Origin of the sequence: Streptomyces sp. NPDC094448, assembly GCF_044763775.1 — a bacterium.
Taxonomy (GTDB): Bacteria; Actinomycetota; Actinomycetes; order Streptomycetales; family Streptomycetaceae; genus Streptomyces.
In genome coordinates this window covers 123,343-144,324 of sequence record NZ_JBIWGU010000009.1, presented here as the reverse complement: position 1 = coordinate 144,324, position 20,982 = coordinate 123,343, and the positions used below count along the sequence as shown (strand labels likewise).

The following is a 20,982-nucleotide window of genomic DNA, read 5'->3' as shown; positions in this document are numbered from 1 at the left end:
GTGATCTCCCGAATCGACCTGCGCGGCGACGCCCTCCCCGAGGGTGCCGCCCTGCGCGATCTGCTGCCCCGTGCCGAGTTCGACGTGGAAGCCGCCCTGGAGAAGGTGCGGCCCATCTGCGAGGACGTACGCCATCGCGGCACCGCGGCGCTGATCGACTACGCCGAGCGGTTCGACGGTGTGGCGCTGGAGCGGATCCGGGTGCCCGCCGCCGCTCTCACGGCCGCGCTGAAGGCGCTCGACCCCGGGGTGCGGGCCGCCCTGGAGGAGTCCGTCCGCCGGGCCAGGATCGTCCACCGCGCCCAGCGCCGTACCGGCCACACCACCCAGGTCGTCCCCGGCGGTACGGTCACCGAGAAGTGGGTCCCCGTCGAGCGGGTCGGGCTGTACGCGCCCGGCGGCCGCTCCGTCTACCCCTCCTCCGTGATCATGAACGCGGTTCCGGCGCAGGAGGCCGGGGTCCCGTCGATCGCGCTCGCCTCCCCGCCGCAGAAGGAGCACGGCGGGCTGCCGCACCCCACCATCCTCGCCGCCTGCGCCCTGCTCGGCGTCGACGAGGTGTACGCGGCGGGCGGCGCCCAGGCCGTCGCCATGTTCGCGTACGGCACCGGCGAATGCGCCCCTGCCAATATGGTCACCGGGCCCGGCAATATCTGGGTCGCCGCCGCCAAGCGCTACTTCACCGGCCGGATCGGCATCGACACCGAGGCCGGACCGACCGAGATCGCGGTCCTCGCCGACGACACGGCCGATCCGGTGCACGTCGCCGCCGATCTGATCAGCCAGGCCGAGCACGATCCGCTGGCCGCCGCCGTGCTGGTCACCGACTCCCTCCGGCTCGCGGACGCGGTCGAGAAGGAACTGGAGCCGCAGCTCGCCGCCACCCGGCACGTCGACGACCGGATCGTGCCCGCGCTCAGCGGCCGCCAGTCGGCGATCGTGCTGGTCGACGGGGTCGAGGAGGGGCTGAAGGTCGTCGACGCCTACGGCGCCGAGCACCTGGAGATCCAGACCGCCGACGCCGCCGCCGTCGCCGCCCGGGTCCGGAACGCGGGCGCGATCTTCGTCGGCCCCTGGTCGCCCGTCTCCCTCGGCGACTACGCGGCCGGCTCCAACCACGTACTGCCCACCGGCGGCTGCGCCTGCCACTCCTCCGGCCTGTCCGTGCAGTCCTTCCTGCGCGGTATCCATATCGTCGACTACACCCGGGACGCCCTCGCCGAGGTCACCCACCACGTGGTCACCCTCGCCGAGGCCGAGGACCTGCCCGCCCACGGCGCCGCCCTGAAGGCCCGCTTCGACTGGAAGGTCCCGGGCCAGTGACCGGCCGCACCACCCCGCGCCCCGTGGCGATCGACGATCTGCCGATCCGCGACGAACTGCGCGGCAAGTCCCCGTACGGCGCGCCCCAGCTCGATGTCCCCGTCCAGCTCAACACCAACGAGAACCCGTACCCGCTGCCCGAACCGCTGGTCGAGCGGATCGCGGAACGGGTCCGGGAGGCCGCCCGCGGGCTCAACCGCTACCCCGACCGGGACGCCGTCGAGCTGCGCACCGCGCTCGCCGCATATCTGAGCGGTACCTCCGGACACCCGGTCACCACCGCGCAGGTCTGGGCCGCCAACGGCTCCAACGAGGTCATCCAGCAGCTCCTCCAGACCTTCGGCGGCCCGGGGCGCAGGGCCATCGGCTTCGAACCGTCGTACTCCATGCACGCCCTGATCTCCCGGGGCACCGGCACCGAATGGATCTCCGGGCCCCGCAACGACGACTTCACCGTCGATCCGGCCGCGGCCGCGCGGGCGATCGCCGAGCACCGGCCCGAGGTCGTCTTCATCACTTCTCCCAACAACCCCACCGGCACCGCCGTCGACGCGGAGACCGTGCAGGCGCTCTACGAGGCGGCCCAGGCCGCCCGGCCGTCGCTGGTCGTCGTCGACGAGGCGTACGTCGAGTTCAGCCACCGCCCCAGCCTGCTGCCGCTGATCGAAGGCCGGCCGAACCTGGTCGTCTCCCGGACGATGTCGAAGGCCTTCGGCGCCGCCGGGCTGCGGCTCGGCTATCTCGCCGCCGATCCGGCCGTGGTCGACGCGGTCCAGCTGGTCCGGCTGCCGTACCACCTCTCCGCCGTCACCCAGGCCACCGCGCTCGCCGCCCTGGAGCACACCGATACCCTGCTCGGGTACGTGGAGCAGCTCAAGGCCGAGCGGGACCGCCTGGTCGCCGAGCTGCGGGCCATCGGCTACGAGGTGACCGAGTCCGACGCGAACTTCGTCCAATTCGGACGGTTCGACGGCGCGGGCGGTGCGCACGACGCCTGGCGGCGGATCCTCGACCGGGGCGTTCTCGTCCGGGACAACGGCGTCCCGGGGTGGCTGCGGGTCACCGCGGGCACCCCCGCCGAGAACGACGCGTTCCTCGACGCCGTACGTGAGTTGAAGAAGGAGCAGAGCACATGAGCCGCGTAGGGCGGGTCGAACGGACCACCAAGGAGACCGCCGTCGTCGTCGAGATCGACCTCGACGGCACCGGAAGGACCGATGTGTCGACCGGGGTCGGTTTCTACGACCACATGCTCGACCAGCTCGGGCGGCACGGGCTCTTCGATCTGACGGTCAAGACCGACGGTGATCTGCACATCGACACCCACCACACCATCGAGGACACCGCCCTCGCGCTCGGCGCCGCCTTCAAGCAGGCCCTCGGCGACAAGGTCGGCATCTACCGCTTCGGGAACTGCACCGTCCCCCTCGACGAATCCCTCGCCCAGGTCACCGTCGACCTCTCCGGCCGCCCCTATCTGGTGCACACCGAGCCGGAGAACATGGCGCCGATGATCGGCACCTACGACACCACGATGACCCGGCACATCCTGGAGTCCTTCGTGGCCCAGGCGCAGATCGCGCTGCATGTCCACGTCCCGTACGGGCGCAACGCCCACCACATCGTCGAGTGCCAGTTCAAGGCGCTCGCCCGGGCCCTGCGGTACGCCAGCGAACGCGATACCCGCGCCGCCGGAATCCTCCCCTCCACGAAGGGCGCGCTGTGAACAGCCTCTCCACCATCCTGATCGTGGTCGGGCTCTTCCTCCTCGGCGGCGTGTACTCCTTCGTCAAGCAGGAGCAGCCCAAGGGCGTGGTCGTCCTGCTGTCCATCGGCGCCGCCATGGCGATCGGCGCGGGCGTGCTCCGGCTGGACGTGTGGTCATGAGCCGTAAATCGGTCGTCGTCTTCGACTACGGCTTCGGCAACGTCCGCTCCGCCGAACGGGCCCTCGCCCGGGTCGGCGCCGAGGTGGAGATAACCCGCGACTTCGACCGCGCGATGAACGCCGACGGGCTGCTGGTCCCCGGCGTCGGTGCCTTCTCCGCCTGTATGGAGGGGCTGCGCGCGGCCCGCGGGGACTGGATCGTCGGCCGCCGCCTCGCCGGCGGCCGGCCGGTCATGGGGATCTGCGTGGGCATGCAGATCCTCTTCGCCCGCGGTATCGAACACGGGGTGGAGACCGAGGGCCTCGACGAGTGGCCCGGCACGGTCGGCCCGCTGAAGGCGCCCGTCGTCCCCCACATGGGCTGGAACACGGTCGACGCGCCCGCCGACAGCACCCTGTTCGCCGGGGTCGGCCCCGACGAACGCTTCTACTTCGTGCACTCCTACGCCGCGCACGACTGGGAGCTGGAGATCACCAACGCCGCGATCCGCGCCCCGCACGTCACCTGGGCCACGCACGGTGAACGCTTTGTCGCGGCCGTCGAGAACAGCGCCCTGTGGGCGACCCAGTTCCACCCCGAGAAGTCCGGCGACGCCGGTGCCCGGCTACTGACCAACTGGATCGGAACACTGTGACCACGCTCGAACTCCTTCCTGCCGTCGATGTCCGCGACGGACAGGCCGTCCGGCTCGTCCACGGCGAGTCCGGCAGCGAGACCTCCTACGGCTCCCCGCTGGAGGCCGCCCTCACCTGGCAGCGGTCCGGAGCCGAGTGGCTCCACCTGGTCGACCTGGACGCCGCCTTCGGCACGGGCGACAACCGCGCTGTGATCGCGGAGGTCGCGGGCGCGATGGACATCAAGGTCGAGCTGTCCGGCGGGATCCGCGACGATGCGTCGCTGGCCGCCGCGCTCGCCACCGGCTGCACCCGGGTCAATCTGGGCACCGCCGCCCTGGAGACCCCCGAATGGGTCGCCAAGGTCATCGCCGAGTACGGCGACCGGATCGCCGTCGGCCTCGACGTCCGCGGCACCACCCTGCGCGGCCGTGGCTGGACCCGGGACGGCGGCGATCTCTACGAGACGCTCGCCCGCCTCGACTCCGAGGGCTGCGCCCGCTACGTCGTCACCGACATCGCCAAGGACGGCACCCTCCAGGGCCCCAATCTGGAGCTGCTGAAGAACGTCTGCGCCGCCACCGACAAGCCCGTCGTCGCCTCCGGAGGAGTCTCCTCCCTCGACGATCTCCGGGCCATCGCCGGGCTCGTCCCCGCGGGTGTGGAGGGCGCGATCGTCGGCAAGGCGCTGTACGCCAAGGCGTTCACCCTGGAGGACGCCCTCGCGGCGGTGGCCTCGGCATGACGCTCGCCGTACGGGTCATCCCCTGCCTCGACGTCGACAACGGCCGGGTCGTCAAGGGAGTCAACTTCCAGAACCTGCGGGACGCGGGCGACCCCGTCGAGATGGCCAGGCTGTACGACGCCGAGGGCGCCGACGAGCTGACCTTCCTCGACATCACCGCCTCCTCCGGGAACCGCGAGACCACCTACGACGTGGTGCGCCGCACCGCCGAGCAGGTGTTCATCCCGCTCACCGTCGGGGGCGGGGTCCGCTCCGCCGACGATGTGGACAAGCTGCTGCGGGCGGGCGCCGACAAGGTCGGCGTCAACACCGCGGCCATCGACCGGCCCGAGCTGATCCGCGAGATCGCGGAGCGCTTCGGCCGCCAGGTGCTCGTGCTCTCCGTCGACGCCCGCCGCACCCCGGCCGGCTCCTTCGAGGTCACCACCCACGGCGGCCGCCGCGGCACCGGTATCGACGCCGTGGAATGGGCGCACCGGGCGGCCGAGCTGGGCGCCGGCGAGATCCTGCTGAACTCCATGGACGCCGACGGCACCAAGGACGGCTACGACACCGAGATGATCGCGGCCGTACGCGAACACGTCACCGTGCCGGTGATCGCCAGCGGCGGTGCGGGGCGGCTCGCGGACTTCCCGCCCGCCGTCGACGCGGGCGCGGACGCGGTGCTCGCCGCCTCCGTGTTCCACTTCGGCGATCTGCGGATCTCACAGGTCAAGGACGCGCTGCGGGAAGCGGGCCACCCGGTCCGCTGACCCTGCCTCCCACGCTGTCGTACGGTTCCGGCGGTCCCGGCCGCCGGAGCCGTACACAACTCCACCGCGACCTACCCCGGGAGACCGATCCGCGAGGAGCGGACCTTCTCCACCGCTTCCGGCTCGCCCTCCAGATCCACCTGCGCCGCACTCTGACGGCCCAGCGCGAACATCGTCAGCTCACCCGGCCCGCCGGTCACGGTCACCACGGGCGCGCCCCGGTGGGCGACCACGGTCCGCCCGTCCGGGCGCCGCAGCACCAGACCGGCCGGGGATCTGCGGCCCAGCACCCGGGCCGCCCGCTCCAGCCGGGCCCAGAGCGCGTCCTCGAAGACCCGGTCCAGCGGCCGGGGCGTCCATTCGGGCCGGGCCCGGCGCACGTCCTCCGCGTGGACGTAGAACTCCACGGTGTTCGCCGCCTCGTCCAGCAGCTTCACATTCATCGGGGAGAGCCGGGGCGGGCCGGTCCTGACCAGCTGAATCAGCTCTTCGTACGGTTTGGCCGCGAACTCGGCCTGGACCCGCTCCAGCCGGCCCTTCAGCGGACCGAGCAGAATGCCCCCCGCGGCGTCCGGGCGGCGCTCCCGGACCACCACATGGGCCGCCAGATCACGGGACCGCCAGCCTTCGCAGAGCGTCGGTGCGTCCGGGCCGACGCTTTCGAGGAGGTCGGCGAGAATGAGTCGTTCACGCTTGGCATGGGTCGACATGTCCGCCAGCGTACGGCGGGTGCGGCGACGGCGACCAGCCGAGCCCCGGCTCCTGTGGACAAGGACGCGGAACGGGTCCGGCCTGTGGACAACCGTCCCGGGACGGCCCACGGGCACGGCACAATGGCCCTATGACCAGCAGTGGCACCACAGGCCCCCTCGACCCCGCCGTCGCCGCCCGTCTCAAGCGGACCGCCGACGGTCTGGTCCCCGCCGTCGCCCAGCAGTACGACACCGGAGAGGTGCTCATGCTCGGCTGGATGGACGACGAGGCGCTCCACCGCACCCTCACCACCGGCCGCGCCACCTACTGGTCCCGCAGCCGCCGGGAGTACTGGGTCAAGGGCGACACCTCGGGCCATGTCCAGCACGTCAAGTCCGTCGCCCTCGACTGCGACGGCGACACCGTCCTCGTCAAGGTCGACCAGATCGGCGCCGCCTGCCACACCGGCGACCGCACCTGCTTCGACGCCGACGTCCTCCCCCTCGGCAAGTAGGGTCCGGCGCCATGACCATGGACCTCAGCACCTTCCGGGCGCTCGCCGCCGACCGGCGCGTCATCCCCGTGACCCGCCGGCTCCTCGCCGACGGCGACACCCCCGTCGCGCTCTACCGCAAGCTCGCCGCCGAACGTCCGGGCACCTTCCTCCTGGAGTCGGCGGAGAACGGCCGGTCGTGGTCGCGGTACTCGTTCGTCGGCGTCCGCAGCACCGGGACCCTCACCGAGCGCGACGGCCAGGCCCATTGGATCGGCACCCCGCCCGTCGGCGTCCCCGAACACGGCGACCCGCTCACCGCCCTCCGGGCCACCGTCGAAACCCTCCACACCCCGCCGCACGACCTCGGCACCGGACTGCCGCCCTTCACCGGCGGCATGGTCGGCTACCTGGGCTACGACATCGTGCGCCGGCTGGAGAAGATCGGCCCCGGCGAGCGCGACGACCTCCGCCTCCCCGAGCTGACCATGCTGCTCACCTCCGATCTCGCGGTCCTCGACCACTGGGACGGCACGGTCCTGCTGATCGCCAACGCCATCAACCACAACGACCTCGACACCGGTGTCGACGAGGCGTACGCGGACGCCGTCGCCCGCCTCGACGCCATGCAGCGCGACCTCGCCCGGCCCCTGGCCTCCGCACCGGTCGCCCTGCCCGCGTCCGAGCTGCCCGAGTTCACCGCGCTGTGGGGCGGCCCCGACTACCAGAAGGCCGTCGACGACATCAAGGAGCGCATCCGGGCCGGCGAGGCCTTCCAGGTGGTCCCCTCCCAGCGGTTCGAGACCCCGTGCACCGCGAGCGCCCTCGACGTCTACCGGGTCCTGCGGGCCACCAACCCCAGCCCGTACATGTACCTCTTCCGCTTCCCCGCCGCGGACGGCGCGGAAGCCTTCGACGTCGTCGGCTCCAGCCCCGAGGCCCTCGTCAAAATCGAGGACGGGCACGCGATGCTCCACCCCATCGCCGGGACCCGGCCCCGCGGGGCGACCCCGCAGGAGGACCACGAGCTGGCCGAGGAGCTGCTCGCCGATCCCAAGGAGCGCGCCGAGCACCTGATGCTCGTCGACCTCGGCCGCAATGACCTGGGGCGGGTCTGCGAGCCCGGCTCCGTCGAGGTCGTCGACTTCATGTCCGTCGAGCGGTACTCGCACGTCATGCACATCGTCTCCACCGTCATCGGCAAGGTCGCCCCGGGCCGTACCGCGTTCGACGTGCTCACCGCCTGCTTCCCCGCCGGAACGCTCTCCGGGGCGCCCAAACCGCGGGCCATGCAGATCATCGACGAACTGGAACCCTCCCGCCGCGGTCTCTACGGCGGCTGCGTCGGCTATCTCGACTTCGCCGGAGACTCCGACACCGCGATCGCCATCCGTACCGCGCTGCTCCGCGACGGCACCGCGTTCGTGCAGGCCGGAGCGGGAGTCGTGGCCGATTCGGACCCGGTCGCCGAGGACACGGAATGCCGTAACAAGGCCGCCGCGGTCCTCCGCGCCGTCCACACCGCCAACCGCATGACGGCCCCGGCGGCGCCTGCCGCCCCGGCCGCTCCGTAGGGCGGCTGCGGGGCCCGCGGGGGCGTAAGGGATAGTGGGGTATGTGAGCGCTGTTCCCGTACCCCAGCCCCGCGCCCGGTCCGGTGCCGCGGCGAGGGCCGCCGGTGCCGCCACGGGCCGCCGTACCCTCGCCGCCGCCCTGCTGCTCGGCGCCGCCGGAGCCACCGTCGCCCTGCTGGCCTCCGGCCGCATCTGGGCCGAGGGCACCACGGCCACCCCCGGCGGCACCCTGTCGCTGAGCGCCGAGGGCGGTGACATCACCGGAGTGCCCAGTGCCCTCGCCGTGGTCGGCCTCGCCGCGCTCGTCGCGGTCTTCGCCGTCCGCAGCAAGGGCCGTACCGTCGTCGCCGCGCTGCTCGCGCTCAGCGGCGCGGGCGCCGCCGTCGCCGCGTTCCTCGGGGCCTCCGACCGCGGTGCCCTCGACGACAAGGCCGCCGAGACCACCGGCGACACCGCCGCGACGATCGGCTCCCTGAGCCACACCCCCTGGCCGTACATCACCGCCGCCGCCGGACTGCTGATCCTTGCCGCCGGTCTGCTCGCCCTGCGCTACGGGCGGCTCTGGCCCAGCATGTCGGGCCGTTACGAGCGCGACGGCACGCCCCGCTCCCGTACCGCACCCGTGGTCGACCCCGACCGGCCCGAGGACCTCTGGAAGGCCCTGGACCGCGGTGAGGACCCCACGGACGGCGACCGGACACCCCCCGGCCGGTAACCCCCGCCGCCCGCGACGGGACCAATGGCCCTGGCGGAACCGCCGTCTCGCACGGTCCGCAGGCAGGGTGCCCCGGAGCGTGATGTCAGACCGGTCACCCTGCCGCCGGGGCGCCGGGGGAGTACGGGACAATGGAATACGAGCACCCGGCTCACCATTCCCTGAGCGCGTCGGACCGCCGCCGCGTTCGGAGCATTCCGCGCGCTCAGCGCGCTCAGCAACCGAGGAGCATTTCATGTCGGGCAGCGCCCACGGACACGGCCACACCCCCGCCGCCTGGACCGGTGTCACCATCGCCTTCATCGGCTTCTGCGTCTCCGGAGTCTTCATGGTCGCGGCCAACCCGCTCGGCTTCTGGGGCGGTGTCGCGATCACCCTCATCGGCGGTGTCGTCGGCATGGGCATGAAGGCCGCGGGCCTCGGTGCCGCGAAGGAGACCGCGGAGCGCAAGCACGCCCGTGAGCAGGCCGGACGGATCTCGGCCGAGCGCGTGGCGGCTCAGGGCGGCGTGTGACGCCCTGACCCCTGGGCAACCGGCCGCGGCAGCGGCCCCACGACACGAGGCGCAGACCGGCGCGGCCGGGCTGCGCCTTCGCGTATGACCGGAGAGAATCGCACGGTGGACGCCACGACACCCCCCTCCGCGCCGGGCCTCCCCGCGGGGGAGCGCAGCACACCGCCCCCCGGAGCGGATTCCTCGCCCGCGGGACCCGCGGATTCGGCCCGCGCGACGCCGGAGGACCCCGCCGCCGGAGCGCCCGGCGGCCCGGCTGCCGGGGCCGGTACGGGCAGCGGGTACGGCCCCGAGGCGGGTTCCCCGTCTCCGTGGCCCGCAGGCCCCGCCCGTCCGGCGGAGAAGCGGTCCGGACCGGTCGCTTCCGCGCCGGACGGGAGGACGGCCGGAGGGCGCGGCCCCGGAGCCGTACCCCCGCCGCCGGGCACCGGCACGGCCCCCGCGCCGGCGGCCGCCGGATGGCCCGTACCCCTGGGCGATCCCCCGACCACCGGGGGAGACGCCGCCGCGCCGCCGCGGGCACTGTGGCGGCGGCTGGCCGCGCCCGCAGGGGCGATCGCCGCCGTGGCCGCCGCCTTCGCCTACGTCGGGACCGTCGACCCCAACGAGCCCGGTCACTACCCCGCCTGCCCGCTCCTGCGCTACACGGGCATCTACTGCCCCGGCTGCGGCGGGCTCCGCAGCGCCCACGCCTTCGTCCACGGCGATCTCGGCACCGCGCTGGGCGCGAACGCCGCCGCCGTCGTCGGCTACGGGGTCTTCTTCGTGCTCTGGGCCCTGTGGGCGGTCCGCGCGGCGCGCGGTGTCCCCGGCGCGACCTGGCGGATCTCCGTACCGCCTGTCCTCTGGTGGCTGACCGGCGCGTCCGTGCTGGTCTTCAGCGTGGTGCGGAATCTGCCCATGGGCTCGGCACTGGCGCCCTGACGGTCCCACCCCGTGGGACAGGCGTCCACCGGATGCGGGGTGCGGGCCGTGCTGCGGATACCATCGACATGAATGATCCCTGACCATCATCACCGTCCCGGAAGGGGGCCGCTCGCGTGAGTGTGCTCGACGAGATCATCGACGGCGTCCGCGCCGACCTCGCAGAGCGGCAGGCGCGGGTCTCCCTCGACGAGCTGAAGGAGCGGGCCGCCCAGGCCCCCGCGGCCAAGGACGGCGTTGCCGCACTGCGCGGCGAGGGCGTCCGGGTGATCTGCGAGGTCAAGCGCTCCAGCCCGTCCAAGGGTGCCCTGGCCGCGATCGCCGACCCCGCCGGGCTCGCCGCGGACTACGAGGCCGGCGGCGCCGCCGTCATCTCGGTCCTGACCGAGCAGCGGCGCTTCGGCGGCTCCCTGGCCGATCTGGAGGCCGTCCGCGCCCGGGTCGACATCCCCGTTCTGCGCAAGGACTTCATCGTCACGGCCTACCAGCTGTGGGAGGCGCGGGCGTACGGTGCCGATCTGGCGCTGCTCATCGTCGCCGCGCTGGAGCAGGAGGCGCTGGTCTCCCTCATCGAGCGTGCCGAGTCGATCGGGCTGACCCCGCTGGTCGAGGTCCACGACGAGGACGAGGCCGAGCGCGCCCTCGACGCCGGTGCCAAGGTCATCGGCGTCAACGCCCGCAATCTGAAGACGCTGGAGGTGGACCGCTCCACCTTCGAGCGGGTCGCCCCGGAGATCCCGGCGCATATCGTCAAGATCGCCGAGTCCGGTATCCGCGGTCCGCACGATCTGATCGCCTACGCCAACGCGGGCGCCGACGCCGTGCTGGTCGGCGAGTCGCTGGTCACCGGCCGCGACCCGAAGACCGCCGTCGCCGATCTGGTCGCCGCGGGCGCCCACCCGGCCCTGCGCCACGGGCGGAGCTGACCCCGCCGTGCCCGCCGCCGTCCGACACCCGAGCCCGGCCCCCGGGGACGCGTACGCCCGCCTTGCGCGCGGCTGCCGTCCCCGCGGCTGCCGCGCTCCGGCGCGGCGGGTGCACGGCCGGCGTGTGCGCTATGTGATCGGTTCGGAGCCGGGCCAGGTCAACGGCATGCGATGGCGCCGCCGCCGCGCGCGCCGCTGAGCGTCTCCGCGCGGTACCGCCGCTTCCACGGGTGACCGGCCGGTCCGGACCCGTACCCGGCCGTACCCCCGGACACCCGGCCCGGACCGCCGTACCGCCGGACGAACCGGCGGCCGTCCGACCGGTCCGTCCGCCGAGCGCGCGCACCCACCCCGACGTCTACCGATCCGCACACCAGTCAGGGGGCCGTGCGCCCCCGAGGAGTACGCCGGATGTCCACTTCATCCACACCTTCCGCCGGTTCCACCGGTCCCGGCGAGTTCTTCGTCCCGGACCCGGAAGGGCTGATTCCGAACGCCGCGGGCTACTTCGGCGCCTTCGGCGGCAAGTTCATCCCCGAGGCGCTCGTCGCCGCCGTCGACGAGGTCGCCGCCGAGTACGAGAAGGCCAAGGCCGACCCCGCCTTCGCGGCCGAGCTGAAGGACCTGCTGGTCAACTACACGGGCCGGCCCAGCCCGCTCACCGAGGTGCCGCGGTTCGCCGAGCACGCCGGGGGCGCGCGGATCTTCCTCAAGCGGGAAGACCTCAACCACACCGGCTCACACAAGATCAACAACGTGCTGGGGCAGGCACTGCTGACCCGGCGCATGGGCAAGCCCCGGATCATCGCCGAGACCGGAGCGGGACAGCACGGCGTCGCCACCGCCACCGCCTGTGCCCTGTTCGGGCTCGACTGCACCATCTACATGGGTGAGATCGACACCGAGCGGCAGGCCCTGAACGTCGCCCGGATGCGGATCCTGGGCGCCGAGGTCGTCCCTGTGGCCTCCGGCAGCCGGACCCTCAAGGACGCCATCAACGAGGCCTTCCGCGACTGGGTCGCCAATGTCGACAGCACGCACTACCTCTTCGGTACGGTAGCGGGCCCGCACCCCTTCCCTGCGATGGTCCGCGACTTCCACCGGGTCATCGGCGTGGAGGCGCGCGGGCAGATCCTCGAACGGGCCGGCCAGCTGCCCGACGCGGCCGTCGCCTGCGTCGGCGGCGGCTCCAACGCGATCGGACTCTTCCACGCCTTCATCCCGGACTCCGGCGTCCGCCTGATCGGCTGCGAGGCCGCGGGCCACGGCGTGGAGAGCGGCGAGCACGCAGCCACCCTCACCGTCGGCGAACCCGGAATACTCCACGGCTCGCGGTCCTACGTCCTCCAGGACGACGAGGGCCAGATCACCGAGCCGTACTCCATCTCCGCCGGACTCGACTACCCGGGCATCGGCCCGGAGCACGCCTACCTCAAGGACAGCGGCCGCGGCGAGTACCGCCCGGTCACCGACGACGAGGCGATGCAGGCCCTGCGGCTGCTCTCGCGTACGGAGGGCATCATCCCCGCCATCGAGTCGGCCCACGCCCTCGCGGGTGCCCTGGAGGTCGGCCGGGAGCTGGGACCGGACGGGCTGCTCGTGGTCAGCCTCTCCGGCCGGGGCGACAAGGACATGGACACCGCCGCCCGCTACTTCGGGCTGTACGACGGGGAGGACGCCAAGTGAGCGGGAACGTACGACTGCTGAGCGACACGCTGGCCGCGGCGAAGGCCGAGGGCCGGTCCGCGCTGATCGCCTACCTCCCGGCCGGGTTCCCGACCGTGGACGGCGGCATCGAGGCGGTCAAGGCCGTCTTCGCGGGCGGTGCCGACATCGTCGAGGTGGGGCTGCCGCACAGCGACCCGGTGCTGGACGGCCCGGTGATCCAGACCGCCGACGATATCGCCCTGCGCGGCGGCGTCCGCATCGCCGACGTGCTGCGGACCGTGCGCGAGGCGCACGCGGCGACCGGGAAGCCGGTGCTGGTGATGACGTACTGGAACCCCGTCGACCGCTACGGCGTGGAGCGGTTCACCGCCGAGCTGGCGGCGGCGGGCGGCGCCGGCTGCATCCTGCCCGACCTGCCCGTCGAGGAGTCCGGACTGTGGCGGGAGCACGCCGGGAAGCACGGACTGGCCACCGTCTTCGTGGTCGCCCCCAGCAGCCGGGACGCCCGGATCGCGACCATCACCGAGGCCGGTTCCGGCTTCGTCTACGCGGCTTCGCTGATGGGCGTCACCGGAACCCGCGCTTCCGTCGGGGCGCAGGCCGAGGACCTGGTACGGCGCGTGCGCGCCACCACCGAACTGCCGGTCTGCGTCGGCCTCGGGGTGTCCACGGCGGCCCAGGCGGAGGAGGTGGCCGGTTTCGCGGACGGGGTGATCGTGGGCTCCGCGTTCGTCAAGCGGATCCTGGACGCCCCCGACACCGACTCCGGCATAGCGGCCGCGCGCGAGCTGGCCGCCGACCTGGCGGCCGGGGTCCGCGAGGGCGCACGCCGGAGCCGGGCGCGGCAGGCGTGAGCGGGGGTTCCGCGGCGGCGAGCGGAGAGTGAGTTCTTCGTACGCCTGACACGTACGGGTGGATCTGGGACCGGGGAGGCGCGAGTGCGCCTCCCCGGTTCGTTTGCGGGGTGTGAACGAGAAGCACAACGACAGGAACAACGGGCCGAAGCCGACCCCGCGCGAGCGGATCGAGCGGGAGAACCGGCTGGAGAAGGCCCGTGAGCGGCGACGGCGGATGCTGGTCGTCTCCTCGGCGGTGGTCGGCGTCCTCGGTCTGGCCGCGGTGGTGGGCGTGATCGCCGCCAACGCCGACAAGGGGACCAAGGGCAGCGACGGCAGCTCCACCGCCGGGCCGCCGCTGGCCCCCGCGGGCGCGGAGGGCAAGGGGCAGCTCGCGATCCCCGTCGGCGCCACCGACGCCCCGTCGACGCTCACGGTCTGGGAGGACTTCCGCTGCCCGGTCTGCGCCCAGTACGAGAACGTGATGCGGGGCGCCCTCCAGGAGCTGGAGTCCTCCGGACAGCTCCGGGTCGACTACCACTTTGCGACGATCATCGACGGCAATATGGGCGGCAGCGGCTCGCTGCGCGCGGCCAACGCGGTCGCCTGCGCCCAGGACGTGGGCAAATTCGCTCCGTACCACGATGTCCTCTACCGCAACCAGCCGCCGGAGCCGGACGACAAGTTCGCCGACAACGACCGGCTGATCGATCTGGCGGGCAAGGTCGAAGGACTCGACACACCGGAGTTCCGGAGCTGTGTGAAGGACGGCCGGCACGACTCCTGGGTCGCCAAATCGAACAAAGCCTTCGCCGATGGCGGCTTCCGCGGTACCCCGACCGTCCTGCTCAACGGGAAGTCGATCTTCCCCGAGAAGGATGGGCAGCAGATCTCCCCGGAGAACCTGAAGAAGTGGGTCGCCGAGGCGAACAAGGGCAAGAAGGCGGGCACCGCGGAGCCGTCGAAGCCCTCGGCGGCAGCGACGCAGCCGTAGCCCGGACCCGTCGCGGCGGGCCCGTCCCGTCCCGGTTCCGGAGGCCGGGGCGGGCGGTCCGCGGCAGAGTTATCCATAAGTTGTCCCGGGCGGCTTGCCGCTTCCACTGCTAAGCAAGGTAGCGTCGGTTCCGTCATGGACCTTGCCTACATTCCGAGCCCGTCGTCCGGAGCGATCCACCTCGGACCGCTGCCGCTGCGCGGCTACGCACTCTGCATCATCATCGGCGTCTTCGTGGCCGTCTGGTACGGCAACAAGCGCTGGATCGCCCGCGGCGGCACGGCCGGGACCGTGGCCGACATCGCCGTCTGGGCCGTGCCCTTCGGCCTGGTCGGCGGCCGTCTCTACCATGTGGTCACCGACTACCAGCTCTACTTCAGCGAGGGCAAGAACTGGGTCGACGCCTTCAAGATCTGGGAGGGCGGACTCGGTATCTGGGGCGCCATCTCCCTGGGGGCCGTCGGAGCGTGGATCGGCTGCCGCCGCCGGGGTATCCCCCTGCCGGCCTGGGCCGACGCCCTCGCACCCGGTATCGCCTTCGCCCAGGCCATCGGACGCTGGGGCAACTGGTTCAACCAGGAGCTCTACGGCAAGCCGACGGATCTGCCCTGGGCGCTGAAGATCAGCGAGGGGCCGAACCGGGAGGCCGGGACCTACCACCCGACCTTCCTGTACGAGTCCCTGTGGTGCATCGGCGTCGCCCTGCTGGTGATCTGGGCCGACCGGCGCTTCAAGCTGGGCCACGGCCGGGCCTTCGCGCTGTACGTCGCCGGGTACTGCGCCGGGCGCGCGTGGATCGAGTACCTCCGGGTCGACGAGGCGCACGAGGTCCTCGGGCTGCGGCTGAATGTCTGGACCGCGCTCGTCGTCTTCGTCCTCGCCGTGGTGTACATCGTGGTTTCGGCGCGGCTGCGGCCGGGCCGTGAGGAGGTCGTGGAGCCGCGCAGGCCGGGTGCGGCGGGTGCCGCGAAGACCGGCGGGGCCGAAGGTGCGGGCGATTCGGCCGACGCAACCGGCGGCGGTACGGCCGGCGGTGCCGGGTCCGCAGATGACGCGGCGGCGGACGCCGGTGCGGCGGACCGCAAGCCGGAGAACGGCAAGGCGGAGGACCGCAAGGCCGGGCCGGACAAGAGCGGGCCGGACCAGGGCGGCAGGGCGGCCGAGGACGCCGAGACGGCGGAGGCCGGGGCCTGACGCACCGCGGGCCGCGCACCCCTCGGGTGCGGAGCGCCCGCGGACAGGAATCGACGGCAGGCGGCAAGGGGCCGCCGGGACGAAGAGCGTCCCGGCGGCCCCTTGCCGTTGCCGGGCCGCTGCGGCTGCGGCTGCCCGGACCGGAACTCCGGCTCCGCGCCCCGTGCGCGGGGGCTCAGGGCGCTTCGCGGCGGGCCAGCAGGAGGGTGCGCTCCGCCGCCGCCACGATCGCCGCATCGACGAAACGGCCGTCGGGCAGGGCCTGGGCGCCCTCGTCGGCCGCCGCGGCCTTGACCACGGCCGCGGCCGCGGCGATCTCCTGCGGGGTCGGCCGGAAGGCGCGTTCGATCACGGGAAGCTGCCGGGGGTGGATGGCGGCGCGCCCCACGAAGCCGAGGCTGCGGCCGTGGGTGCAGGAGGCGTAGAGCGCGTCCAGATCGCGGATGTCCGGGAAGACCGACTGCGCCGGGGGCGCCAGACCGGCGGCACGGGCGGCCACCACGATCCGCGAGCGCGGCCAGTCCAGAGCCGGGCTGCCGTCCCGGATCCCGAGATCGGCCCGGAGGTCGGCTTCCCCGATACCGATGCCCCGGACGGCGGGATGGGCGCTCGCGATGGCGTAGGCGTGCTCGATGGCCAGCGCCGATTCCAGCAGGGGATAGAGCGGGACACCGGGGGCGAGGTCCGCGACGGGGGGAATGTCAGTGCCGTGTGTCACCTTGGGAACACGGAGGGCACTCAGGCCGGGCAGTCCGGTCAGGGTTTCGATCTCTTCGGGTGAGCGGGGGGAGTTGATGCGGACATGGACGGGGAGTGGCTGCGGGTCCATGAGCAGTTCGGCGGTCGCGGCGAGCGCGTATTTCTTGCGGTCCGGGGCGACGGCGTCCTCCAGGTCGACGATGACGACGTCGGCGCCCGAGCGGACGGCTTTCAGGACGACCGCGGGGCGGTCGCCGGGGGCGTAGAGATAGGTGAGGGGGATGTTCACAGGGCCCCCTGGGCGCGGAGTGCGGAGATATCGTCGGCGGTCAGACCGAGTTCGGTGAGGACGGCATCGGTGTCGGCGCCGTGGGGGCGGCCGGTCCAGCGGATCGCGCCGGGGGTCTCCGAGAGCCGGAAGAGGACGTTCTGCATACGGATGGTGCCCAGCTCCGGGTCCTCGACCTCGGTGACGGTGTCCAGCGCCCGGTACTGGGGATCGTCCATCACGTCCCGGATGTCGTAGACGGGTGCGATCGCCGCCTCGGCCTTCTCGAAGGCGGCCAGTACCTCGGAGCGGGGCCGCCGGGCGATCCAGGCGCCGACGGCCTCGTCCAGCTCGTCGGCGTGCTCGGCCCGGCCGCTCCCGGTGGCGAACCAGGGTTCGTCGATCAGCGCGGGGCGGCCGACCAGCCGCATCACCCGCTCGGCGACCGACTGGGCGGAGGTGGAAACGGCCACCCAGCAGTCGTCGGCCGTGCGATACGTGTTGCGGGGCGCGTTGTTGCGGGAGCGGTTGCCCAGCCGGGGCTGGACATAGCCCAGTTGGTCGTACCAGAGCGGCTGTGGTCCGAGGACGGTCAGGATCGGCTCGATGATCGCCATGTCGACCACCTGGCCCCGGCCGGTGGCGGTCCGGGCCGCCAGAGCGGTCATCACGGCGTAGGAGGTGGCGAGGGCGGCGATGGAGTCGGCGAGACCGAAAGGAGGGAGGGTCGGTGGGCCGTCGGGCTCGCCGGTGGCGGCGGCGAAGCCGCTCATGGCCTCGGCGAGGGTGCCGAAACCGGGGCGGTGGGAGTACGGGCCGGACTGGCCGAAGCCGGTGACCCGGGCCAGCACCAGCCGCGGATTGGCCCGGCGCAGCTCCTCCCAGCCGAGGCCCCACTTCTCCAGGGTGCCGGGGCGGAAGTTCTCGATGATCACATCGGCGCCGGCGGCCAGTTTGAGCAGGGTGTCCCGGCCGCCGGGGGCGGACAGGTCGAGGGTGATGGTCCGTTTGTTGCGGCCCAGCAGTTTCCACCAGAGGCCGATGCCGTCCTTGGCGGGGCCGTGGCCCCGGGAGGGGTCGGGGCGGCGGGGATGCTCGACCTTGACCACTTCGGCGCCGAAGTCGCCGAGCAGGGTGGCGGCGAGCGGCCCGGCGAAGAGGGTGGCCAGGTCGAGGACGCGCAGCCCGTGCAGAGGTGCGGCGGGGGGCCCGGCCGCCGGGGTCGACAGGAGGGAGGGCGCTGCGCCGGGGGCCGGGTGCGATGCGGCGGGTCCGGAGGGGGCGGCCGGTGTGGTCGCTGTGGACGGGAGGGCGGCCCCGGACGGCCCCGGCCGCTCCGTGGCTCCGGGGGTACTGGGTGTGCTGGGTGTTTTGGGAGTGGGGGTGCCGGGTGGTTCGGGTGGTGGGGCGGCGCCGGAGGAGGGCGTGGCGGGGGCAGCGGTCATGAGGGGTTGCCGATCTCGGAGTTGGTGGCGGGCGCGGCGGCATCGGTGCGGCGGGGCTCCGTGGCCGGGTGCGGCAGCTCGTCCGGGGGAGCGTCCGTCGCCCTGGTGTACTCGGCGTCGATCTCCGGGCGGTAGGGCATCGACGTCGAAGCGCCCTCCCGCTGGACGCCCAGTGCCGCCGCGCACGAGGCCCAGCGCAGGGCGTCTTCGACCGGTCTGCCTTCGCCGAAGGCCACCGCGAGTGCGCCGGTGAAGGTGTCACCGGCGGCGGTGGTGTCCACGGCGGTGACCGGAGGTGCCGGGACCCGGACCCTGGCGCCGTTCCGGTGGGCGTACAGACAGCCACGGGCGCCGAGGGTGATCACGACCTCCGGTACCTGTGCGAGCAGCGCCCCGGCGGCCGCCTCCGGGTCGGTGAGCCCGGTGAGCAGGGTCGCCTCGTGCTCATTGGGGATCAGGAGGTCGGTGACGGCGAGCAGTCCGGGCGGCAGGACCCGGGCCGGGGCCGGAGTGAGGACGGTCCGTACCCCGTGGCGGCGTGCCGCGGTGGCGCCTTCGACGACGACCGAGAGGGGGAGTTCGAGTTGGAGCAGCAGACTGCCGGCGCCGGCGATCAGGGTTTCGTCGCCGGGGCCGAGGGCCGTGACGGTGCCGTTGGCGCCGGGTACGACGACGATCGCGTTGCCGCCTTCGTCGTCGACGACGATATGGGCGGTGCCGGAGGGGCCTTCCGCGGTGTGCAGAAGATCGGTGTCGACTCCGGACGCCTCCAGCGTGTGCCGGAGCTGTCTGCCGAAGGCGTCGGCGCCGACCGCACCGATCATGGCGACGTCCCCGCCCGCGCGGGCGGCGGCGACGGCCTGGTTGGCGCCCTTGCCGCCCGGGACCGTCCGGAACTCCCGTCCCGTCACGGTCTCTCCGCGCCGCGGCGCGCGGCCGACATAGGCGACGAGGTCCATATTGGTGCTGCCGAGCACCACGATGGCTGTCATGGGCGGAGGGCCTCCTGATGCGTGAGGTGGGCGAGGACGTCGAAGCCGATGCCGTCGAATCCGGGGACGGAGGTGGCGAGCCGGTTGCGCAGAGGGGCGGTCCAGTGTCCGGGGATCCGGTCCGGATGCCCGGCGAGGAGTCCGGCGACGGACCCCGCGGTGGCCCCGTTGGAGTCGGTGTCCCAGCCGCCGGACACCGCACGGCAGATGGAGCCGGAGAAATCGCCGTCGGCGTGGGTGAGGGCGGCGGCGAGCAGGGCGGCGTTGGGGACGGCGTGCACCCAGTGATAGTGGCCCAGCTCCCGGTGGAGCCGGTCGACGACCGTGTCGAACGAGGGTTCCGCGCGGGCCGCGGCAATGCCCAGCCTGACCGCACGGGCCAGCCGGGAGCCCGGTGGGACGACGGTGAGCCCGGCGGCCAGCGCCCGGTGGACGGTGATCCCGCCGCCCCCGCCACTGCCACTGCCGCGGCCGCCCCGACCGGCGGCGACGCTGTGGCCGGAACCGCCCTCATGACCCTCATGACCCTTATGGCCTGCACGGCCCTCGTGGTCCTCGTGGTCCTCGTGGTCCTCACCGTTGTCTCGGCTACCACGGCCGTCGACGCGGCTGCCGATCCGGCCGCCCGCCGCCGCGGCGACGGTCGCGGCGACGAACATCGCGCCGTAAATACCGTTCGCCGTATGGGTGAGGGCCGCGTCCCGGTAGGCCTGGGCGGCGGCCGCGCCCGGATTGCCGGGGTTCGTCCAGCCGTGGACATCGGCACGGATGGCCGCCCCGATCCACTCCCGGAACGGATTGCGCAGCCGGGCGGTGTCCGGCGGTTCCACCCCGCAGAGCAGATTGCGGTAGGCGACGCGCTCGGCGGTGAAGGTGCGCCCGGCGGGCAGCTCGTCCAGCCAGAGCGCCGCGACGTCCTGGGTGCGGAATCCGCGTCCGTATCTGCGCAGCAGAACCAGGTTGAGCAGCGGATAGTTGAGATCGTCGTCCTCCGGCATCCCGTCGATGTTCTCGGCGAGCGACGTCGGCGCGGAGCGGCGGTTCCAGGGGTGGGCCCGCGCCAGTTCGCCGGGCAGCCCTTCGGCGGTGAACCAGCTCCGCAGCGGCCAGTTGCCGGTCGCGGCGGCCAGCGCCCGGATTCCGGCCAGCGGCAGTTTCTCCACCGGTTTGCCCAGCAGACACCCCGCGGCCCGGCCCAGCCAGGCGGCGTGCAGGGCGTCGGTGTAGCCGGTGCCCGGTCCCGGGCGGGTCCGGCGCGCCGCCGGGCTCCCGGCGCCCGTCCGCCCGGTCCCGGCCGCCCGGCCGCCCGGGGGAGTGGTCCCGCCGTCCGACGCCGGCCAGTCGGGACAGGCGGCCAGGATCGCGGACAGGTCCGTGGGCTCGTGCGCCGCGGAGCCGTACCGCGGATCGGCGGGTTCCGAGAGTTCGTCGAGTGCGGCGAGTTCGGCGAGTTCGTCGAGTTCGTCGAGGAGTCGGCCCGCGAGTGCGCGCAGTCCGGGCGGGGCGGGGGCGGGGGAGGCGCCCGCGGCCGGGGGCGCTGCCGAACCGCCCGCCGCCTCCCACCGGGCCGCCACCGCGGCGACGGCCCCCGGGTCCCGCCCGTCCTCCGCGGCCTGCCGCAACTCGTGACCGACGAGGTCCTCCGGCTGCACCCAGGTGAGCCGCAGCCCCCCGCCGCCCCGGCCCGGCGGTGCGGAGGCCGCCGGGAGCGCCGGGTTCATCGGG

Annotated in this window: 23 protein-coding genes; 18 read left to right on the top strand and 5 right to left on the bottom strand. The window is 73.3% G+C overall.

Annotated features, from left to right (window positions below):
- Genes hisD through hisF form a run of 7 tightly spaced genes read left to right on the top strand, consistent with a single transcriptional unit; the run spans window position 1 to window position 5,322 of the window.
- Entirely contained in the window at window positions 1-1,323 is a 1,323-nt protein-coding gene (gene hisD / locus ACIQ9E_RS19085; protein ID WP_403708441.1) for a histidinol dehydrogenase, read from the top strand.
- A complete protein-coding gene (locus ACIQ9E_RS19080) occupies window positions 1,320-2,459 on the top strand; it encodes a histidinol-phosphate transaminase (RefSeq protein ID WP_403708439.1) in 1,140 nt (379 codons plus the stop codon). Before hisD ends, ACIQ9E_RS19080 begins: the two co-directional genes overlap by 4 nt.
- Window positions 2,456-3,049 (top strand): imidazoleglycerol-phosphate dehydratase HisB, encoded by a 594-nt coding sequence (gene hisB / locus ACIQ9E_RS19075; protein ID WP_403708437.1) that lies wholly within the window; start codon window positions 2,456-2,458, stop codon window positions 3,047-3,049. Before ACIQ9E_RS19080 ends, hisB begins: the two co-directional genes overlap by 4 nt.
- Entirely contained in the window at window positions 3,046-3,210 is a 165-nt protein-coding gene (locus tag ACIQ9E_RS19070; RefSeq protein WP_006349832.1) for a hypothetical protein, read from the top strand. The genes hisB and ACIQ9E_RS19070 overlap by 4 nt, the downstream gene beginning before the upstream one ends.
- Window positions 3,207-3,845: an imidazole glycerol phosphate synthase subunit HisH gene (hisH, locus tag ACIQ9E_RS19065; protein WP_403708434.1), complete on the top strand. Its 639-nt coding sequence runs from the start codon at window positions 3,207-3,209 to the stop codon at window positions 3,843-3,845. Before ACIQ9E_RS19070 ends, hisH begins: the two co-directional genes overlap by 4 nt.
- Window positions 3,842-4,570, top strand: coding sequence for a bifunctional 1-(5-phosphoribosyl)-5-((5-phosphoribosylamino)methylideneamino)imidazole-4-carboxamide isomerase/phosphoribosylanthranilate isomerase PriA (gene priA / locus ACIQ9E_RS19060; protein WP_403708432.1), 729 nt, complete (start codon window positions 3,842-3,844; stop codon window positions 4,568-4,570). The genes hisH and priA overlap by 4 nt, the downstream gene beginning before the upstream one ends.
- Complete coding sequence (gene hisF / locus ACIQ9E_RS19055) at window positions 4,567-5,322, top strand: imidazole glycerol phosphate synthase subunit HisF (RefSeq protein ID WP_403708430.1); 756 nt, start codon at window positions 4,567-4,569, stop codon at window positions 5,320-5,322. Before priA ends, hisF begins: the two co-directional genes overlap by 4 nt.
- Before the next feature lie 71 nt (window positions 5,323-5,393).
- Here the strand turns inward: hisF and ACIQ9E_RS19050 are convergent, their stop codons facing one another.
- On the bottom strand, window positions 5,394-6,032 hold the full coding sequence (locus ACIQ9E_RS19050; RefSeq protein WP_403708428.1) for a TIGR03085 family metal-binding protein: 639 nt from the start codon (window positions 6,030-6,032) through the stop codon (window positions 5,394-5,396).
- Between the two features lie 131 nt (window positions 6,033-6,163).
- Between ACIQ9E_RS19050 and hisI the strand changes: the two genes are divergently transcribed.
- The 11 genes from hisI (at window position 6,164) to lgt (ending at window position 15,853) form a co-directional block, all read left to right on the top strand.
- Window positions 6,164-6,529, top strand: coding sequence for a phosphoribosyl-AMP cyclohydrolase (gene hisI, locus ACIQ9E_RS19045; RefSeq protein WP_366260602.1), 366 nt, complete (start codon window positions 6,164-6,166; stop codon window positions 6,527-6,529).
- Between the two features lie 17 nt (window positions 6,530-6,546).
- A complete protein-coding gene (locus ACIQ9E_RS19040) occupies window positions 6,547-8,082 on the top strand; it encodes an anthranilate synthase component I (RefSeq protein ID WP_403708832.1) in 1,536 nt (511 codons plus the stop codon).
- Between the two features lie 34 nt (window positions 8,083-8,116).
- The gene (locus tag ACIQ9E_RS19035; protein ID WP_403708426.1) at window positions 8,117-8,797 is read left to right on the top strand and encodes a TIGR02234 family membrane protein; all 681 of its coding nucleotides are present in this window, start codon (window positions 8,117-8,119) and stop codon (window positions 8,795-8,797) included.
- Between the two features lie 235 nt (window positions 8,798-9,032).
- Complete coding sequence (locus tag ACIQ9E_RS19030) at window positions 9,033-9,311, top strand: HGxxPAAW family protein (RefSeq protein ID WP_403708424.1); 279 nt, start codon at window positions 9,033-9,035, stop codon at window positions 9,309-9,311.
- A gap of 471 nt (window positions 9,312-9,782) precedes the next feature.
- The gene (locus tag ACIQ9E_RS19025; RefSeq protein WP_403708830.1) at window positions 9,783-10,235 is read left to right on the top strand and encodes a DUF2752 domain-containing protein; all 453 of its coding nucleotides are present in this window, start codon (window positions 9,783-9,785) and stop codon (window positions 10,233-10,235) included.
- A 116-nt stretch (window positions 10,236-10,351) separates the two neighbouring features.
- Window positions 10,352-11,161, top strand: a complete 810-nt coding sequence (trpC, locus tag ACIQ9E_RS19020; RefSeq protein WP_403708422.1) for an indole-3-glycerol phosphate synthase TrpC — start codon at window positions 10,352-10,354, stop codon at window positions 11,159-11,161.
- A gap of 7 nt (window positions 11,162-11,168) precedes the next feature.
- Entirely contained in the window at window positions 11,169-11,360 is a 192-nt protein-coding gene (trpM, locus tag ACIQ9E_RS19015) for a tryptophan biosynthesis modulator TrpM (protein ID WP_403708420.1), read from the top strand.
- A 212-nt stretch (window positions 11,361-11,572) separates the two neighbouring features.
- Window positions 11,573-12,847: a tryptophan synthase subunit beta gene (gene trpB / locus ACIQ9E_RS19010; protein WP_403708418.1), complete on the top strand. Its 1,275-nt coding sequence runs from the start codon at window positions 11,573-11,575 to the stop codon at window positions 12,845-12,847.
- A complete protein-coding gene (gene trpA / locus ACIQ9E_RS19005) occupies window positions 12,844-13,683 on the top strand; it encodes a tryptophan synthase subunit alpha (RefSeq protein WP_403708416.1) in 840 nt (279 codons plus the stop codon). The genes trpB and trpA overlap by 4 nt, the downstream gene beginning before the upstream one ends.
- A gap of 112 nt (window positions 13,684-13,795) precedes the next feature.
- Window positions 13,796-14,659 carry a DsbA family protein gene (locus ACIQ9E_RS19000; RefSeq protein ID WP_403708414.1) on the top strand — a complete coding sequence of 288 codons (864 nt, stop codon included), beginning with the start codon at window positions 13,796-13,798 and terminating at the stop codon, window positions 14,657-14,659.
- Window positions 14,660-14,794: 135 nt separating this feature from the next.
- Window positions 14,795-15,853 (top strand): prolipoprotein diacylglyceryl transferase, encoded by a 1,059-nt coding sequence (lgt, locus tag ACIQ9E_RS18995; RefSeq protein WP_403708412.1) that lies wholly within the window; start codon window positions 14,795-14,797, stop codon window positions 15,851-15,853.
- 175 nt (window positions 15,854-16,028) lie between these two features.
- On the opposite strand, the gene ACIQ9E_RS18990 is transcribed toward lgt, so the two are convergent.
- The 4 genes from ACIQ9E_RS18990 to ACIQ9E_RS18975 are packed head-to-tail and all read right to left on the bottom strand — an operon-like array spanning window position 16,029 to window position 20,978.
- The gene (locus ACIQ9E_RS18990) at window positions 16,029-16,841 is read right to left on the bottom strand and encodes an HpcH/HpaI aldolase/citrate lyase family protein (protein ID WP_403708410.1); all 813 of its coding nucleotides are present in this window, start codon (window positions 16,839-16,841) and stop codon (window positions 16,029-16,031) included.
- Window positions 16,838-18,265: a CaiB/BaiF CoA transferase family protein gene (locus ACIQ9E_RS18985; RefSeq protein WP_403708408.1), complete on the bottom strand. Its 1,428-nt coding sequence runs from the start codon at window positions 18,263-18,265 to the stop codon at window positions 16,838-16,840. Before ACIQ9E_RS18985 ends, ACIQ9E_RS18990 begins: the two co-directional genes overlap by 4 nt.
- Window positions 18,262-19,257 carry a ribokinase gene (gene rbsK, locus ACIQ9E_RS18980; RefSeq protein ID WP_403708406.1) on the bottom strand — a complete coding sequence of 332 codons (996 nt, stop codon included), beginning with the start codon at window positions 19,255-19,257 and terminating at the stop codon, window positions 18,262-18,264. Before rbsK ends, ACIQ9E_RS18985 begins: the two co-directional genes overlap by 4 nt.
- On the bottom strand, window positions 19,254-20,978 hold the full coding sequence (locus tag ACIQ9E_RS18975; RefSeq protein WP_403708404.1) for an ADP-ribosylglycohydrolase family protein: 1,725 nt from the start codon (window positions 20,976-20,978) through the stop codon (window positions 19,254-19,256). Before ACIQ9E_RS18975 ends, rbsK begins: the two co-directional genes overlap by 4 nt.
- Between the last annotated feature and the right edge of the window lie 4 nt (window positions 20,979-20,982).

Excerpts from the sequence above, each read along its gene's own strand:
- trpB (WP_403708418.1), top strand. The coding sequence starts at position 11,573 with ATGTCCACTTCATCCACACCTTCCGCCGGTTCCACCGGTCCCGGCGAG.
- ACIQ9E_RS19030 (WP_403708424.1), top strand. The coding sequence starts at position 9,033 with ATGTCGGGCAGCGCCCACGGACACGGCCACACCCCCGCCGCCTGGACC.
- ACIQ9E_RS18975 (WP_403708404.1), bottom strand. The coding sequence starts at position 20,978 with ATGAACCCGGCGCTCCCGGCGGCCTCCGCACCGCCGGGCCGGGGCGGC.
- rbsK (WP_403708406.1), bottom strand. The coding sequence starts at position 19,257 with ATGACAGCCATCGTGGTGCTCGGCAGCACCAATATGGACCTCGTCGCC.
- hisH (WP_403708434.1), top strand. The coding sequence starts at position 3,207 with ATGAGCCGTAAATCGGTCGTCGTCTTCGACTACGGCTTCGGCAACGTC.
- hisI (WP_366260602.1), top strand. The coding sequence starts at position 6,164 with ATGACCAGCAGTGGCACCACAGGCCCCCTCGACCCCGCCGTCGCCGCC.
- ACIQ9E_RS19050 (WP_403708428.1), bottom strand. The coding sequence starts at position 6,032 with ATGTCGACCCATGCCAAGCGTGAACGACTCATTCTCGCCGACCTCCTC.
- hisB (WP_403708437.1), top strand. The coding sequence starts at position 2,456 with ATGAGCCGCGTAGGGCGGGTCGAACGGACCACCAAGGAGACCGCCGTC.
- ACIQ9E_RS18985 (WP_403708408.1), bottom strand. The coding sequence starts at position 18,265 with ATGACCGCTGCCCCCGCCACGCCCTCCTCCGGCGCCGCCCCACCACCC.
- lgt (WP_403708412.1), top strand. The coding sequence starts at position 14,795 with ATGGACCTTGCCTACATTCCGAGCCCGTCGTCCGGAGCGATCCACCTC.
- ACIQ9E_RS19040 (WP_403708832.1), top strand. The coding sequence starts at position 6,547 with ATGGACCTCAGCACCTTCCGGGCGCTCGCCGCCGACCGGCGCGTCATC.
- hisF (WP_403708430.1), top strand. The coding sequence starts at position 4,567 with ATGACGCTCGCCGTACGGGTCATCCCCTGCCTCGACGTCGACAACGGC.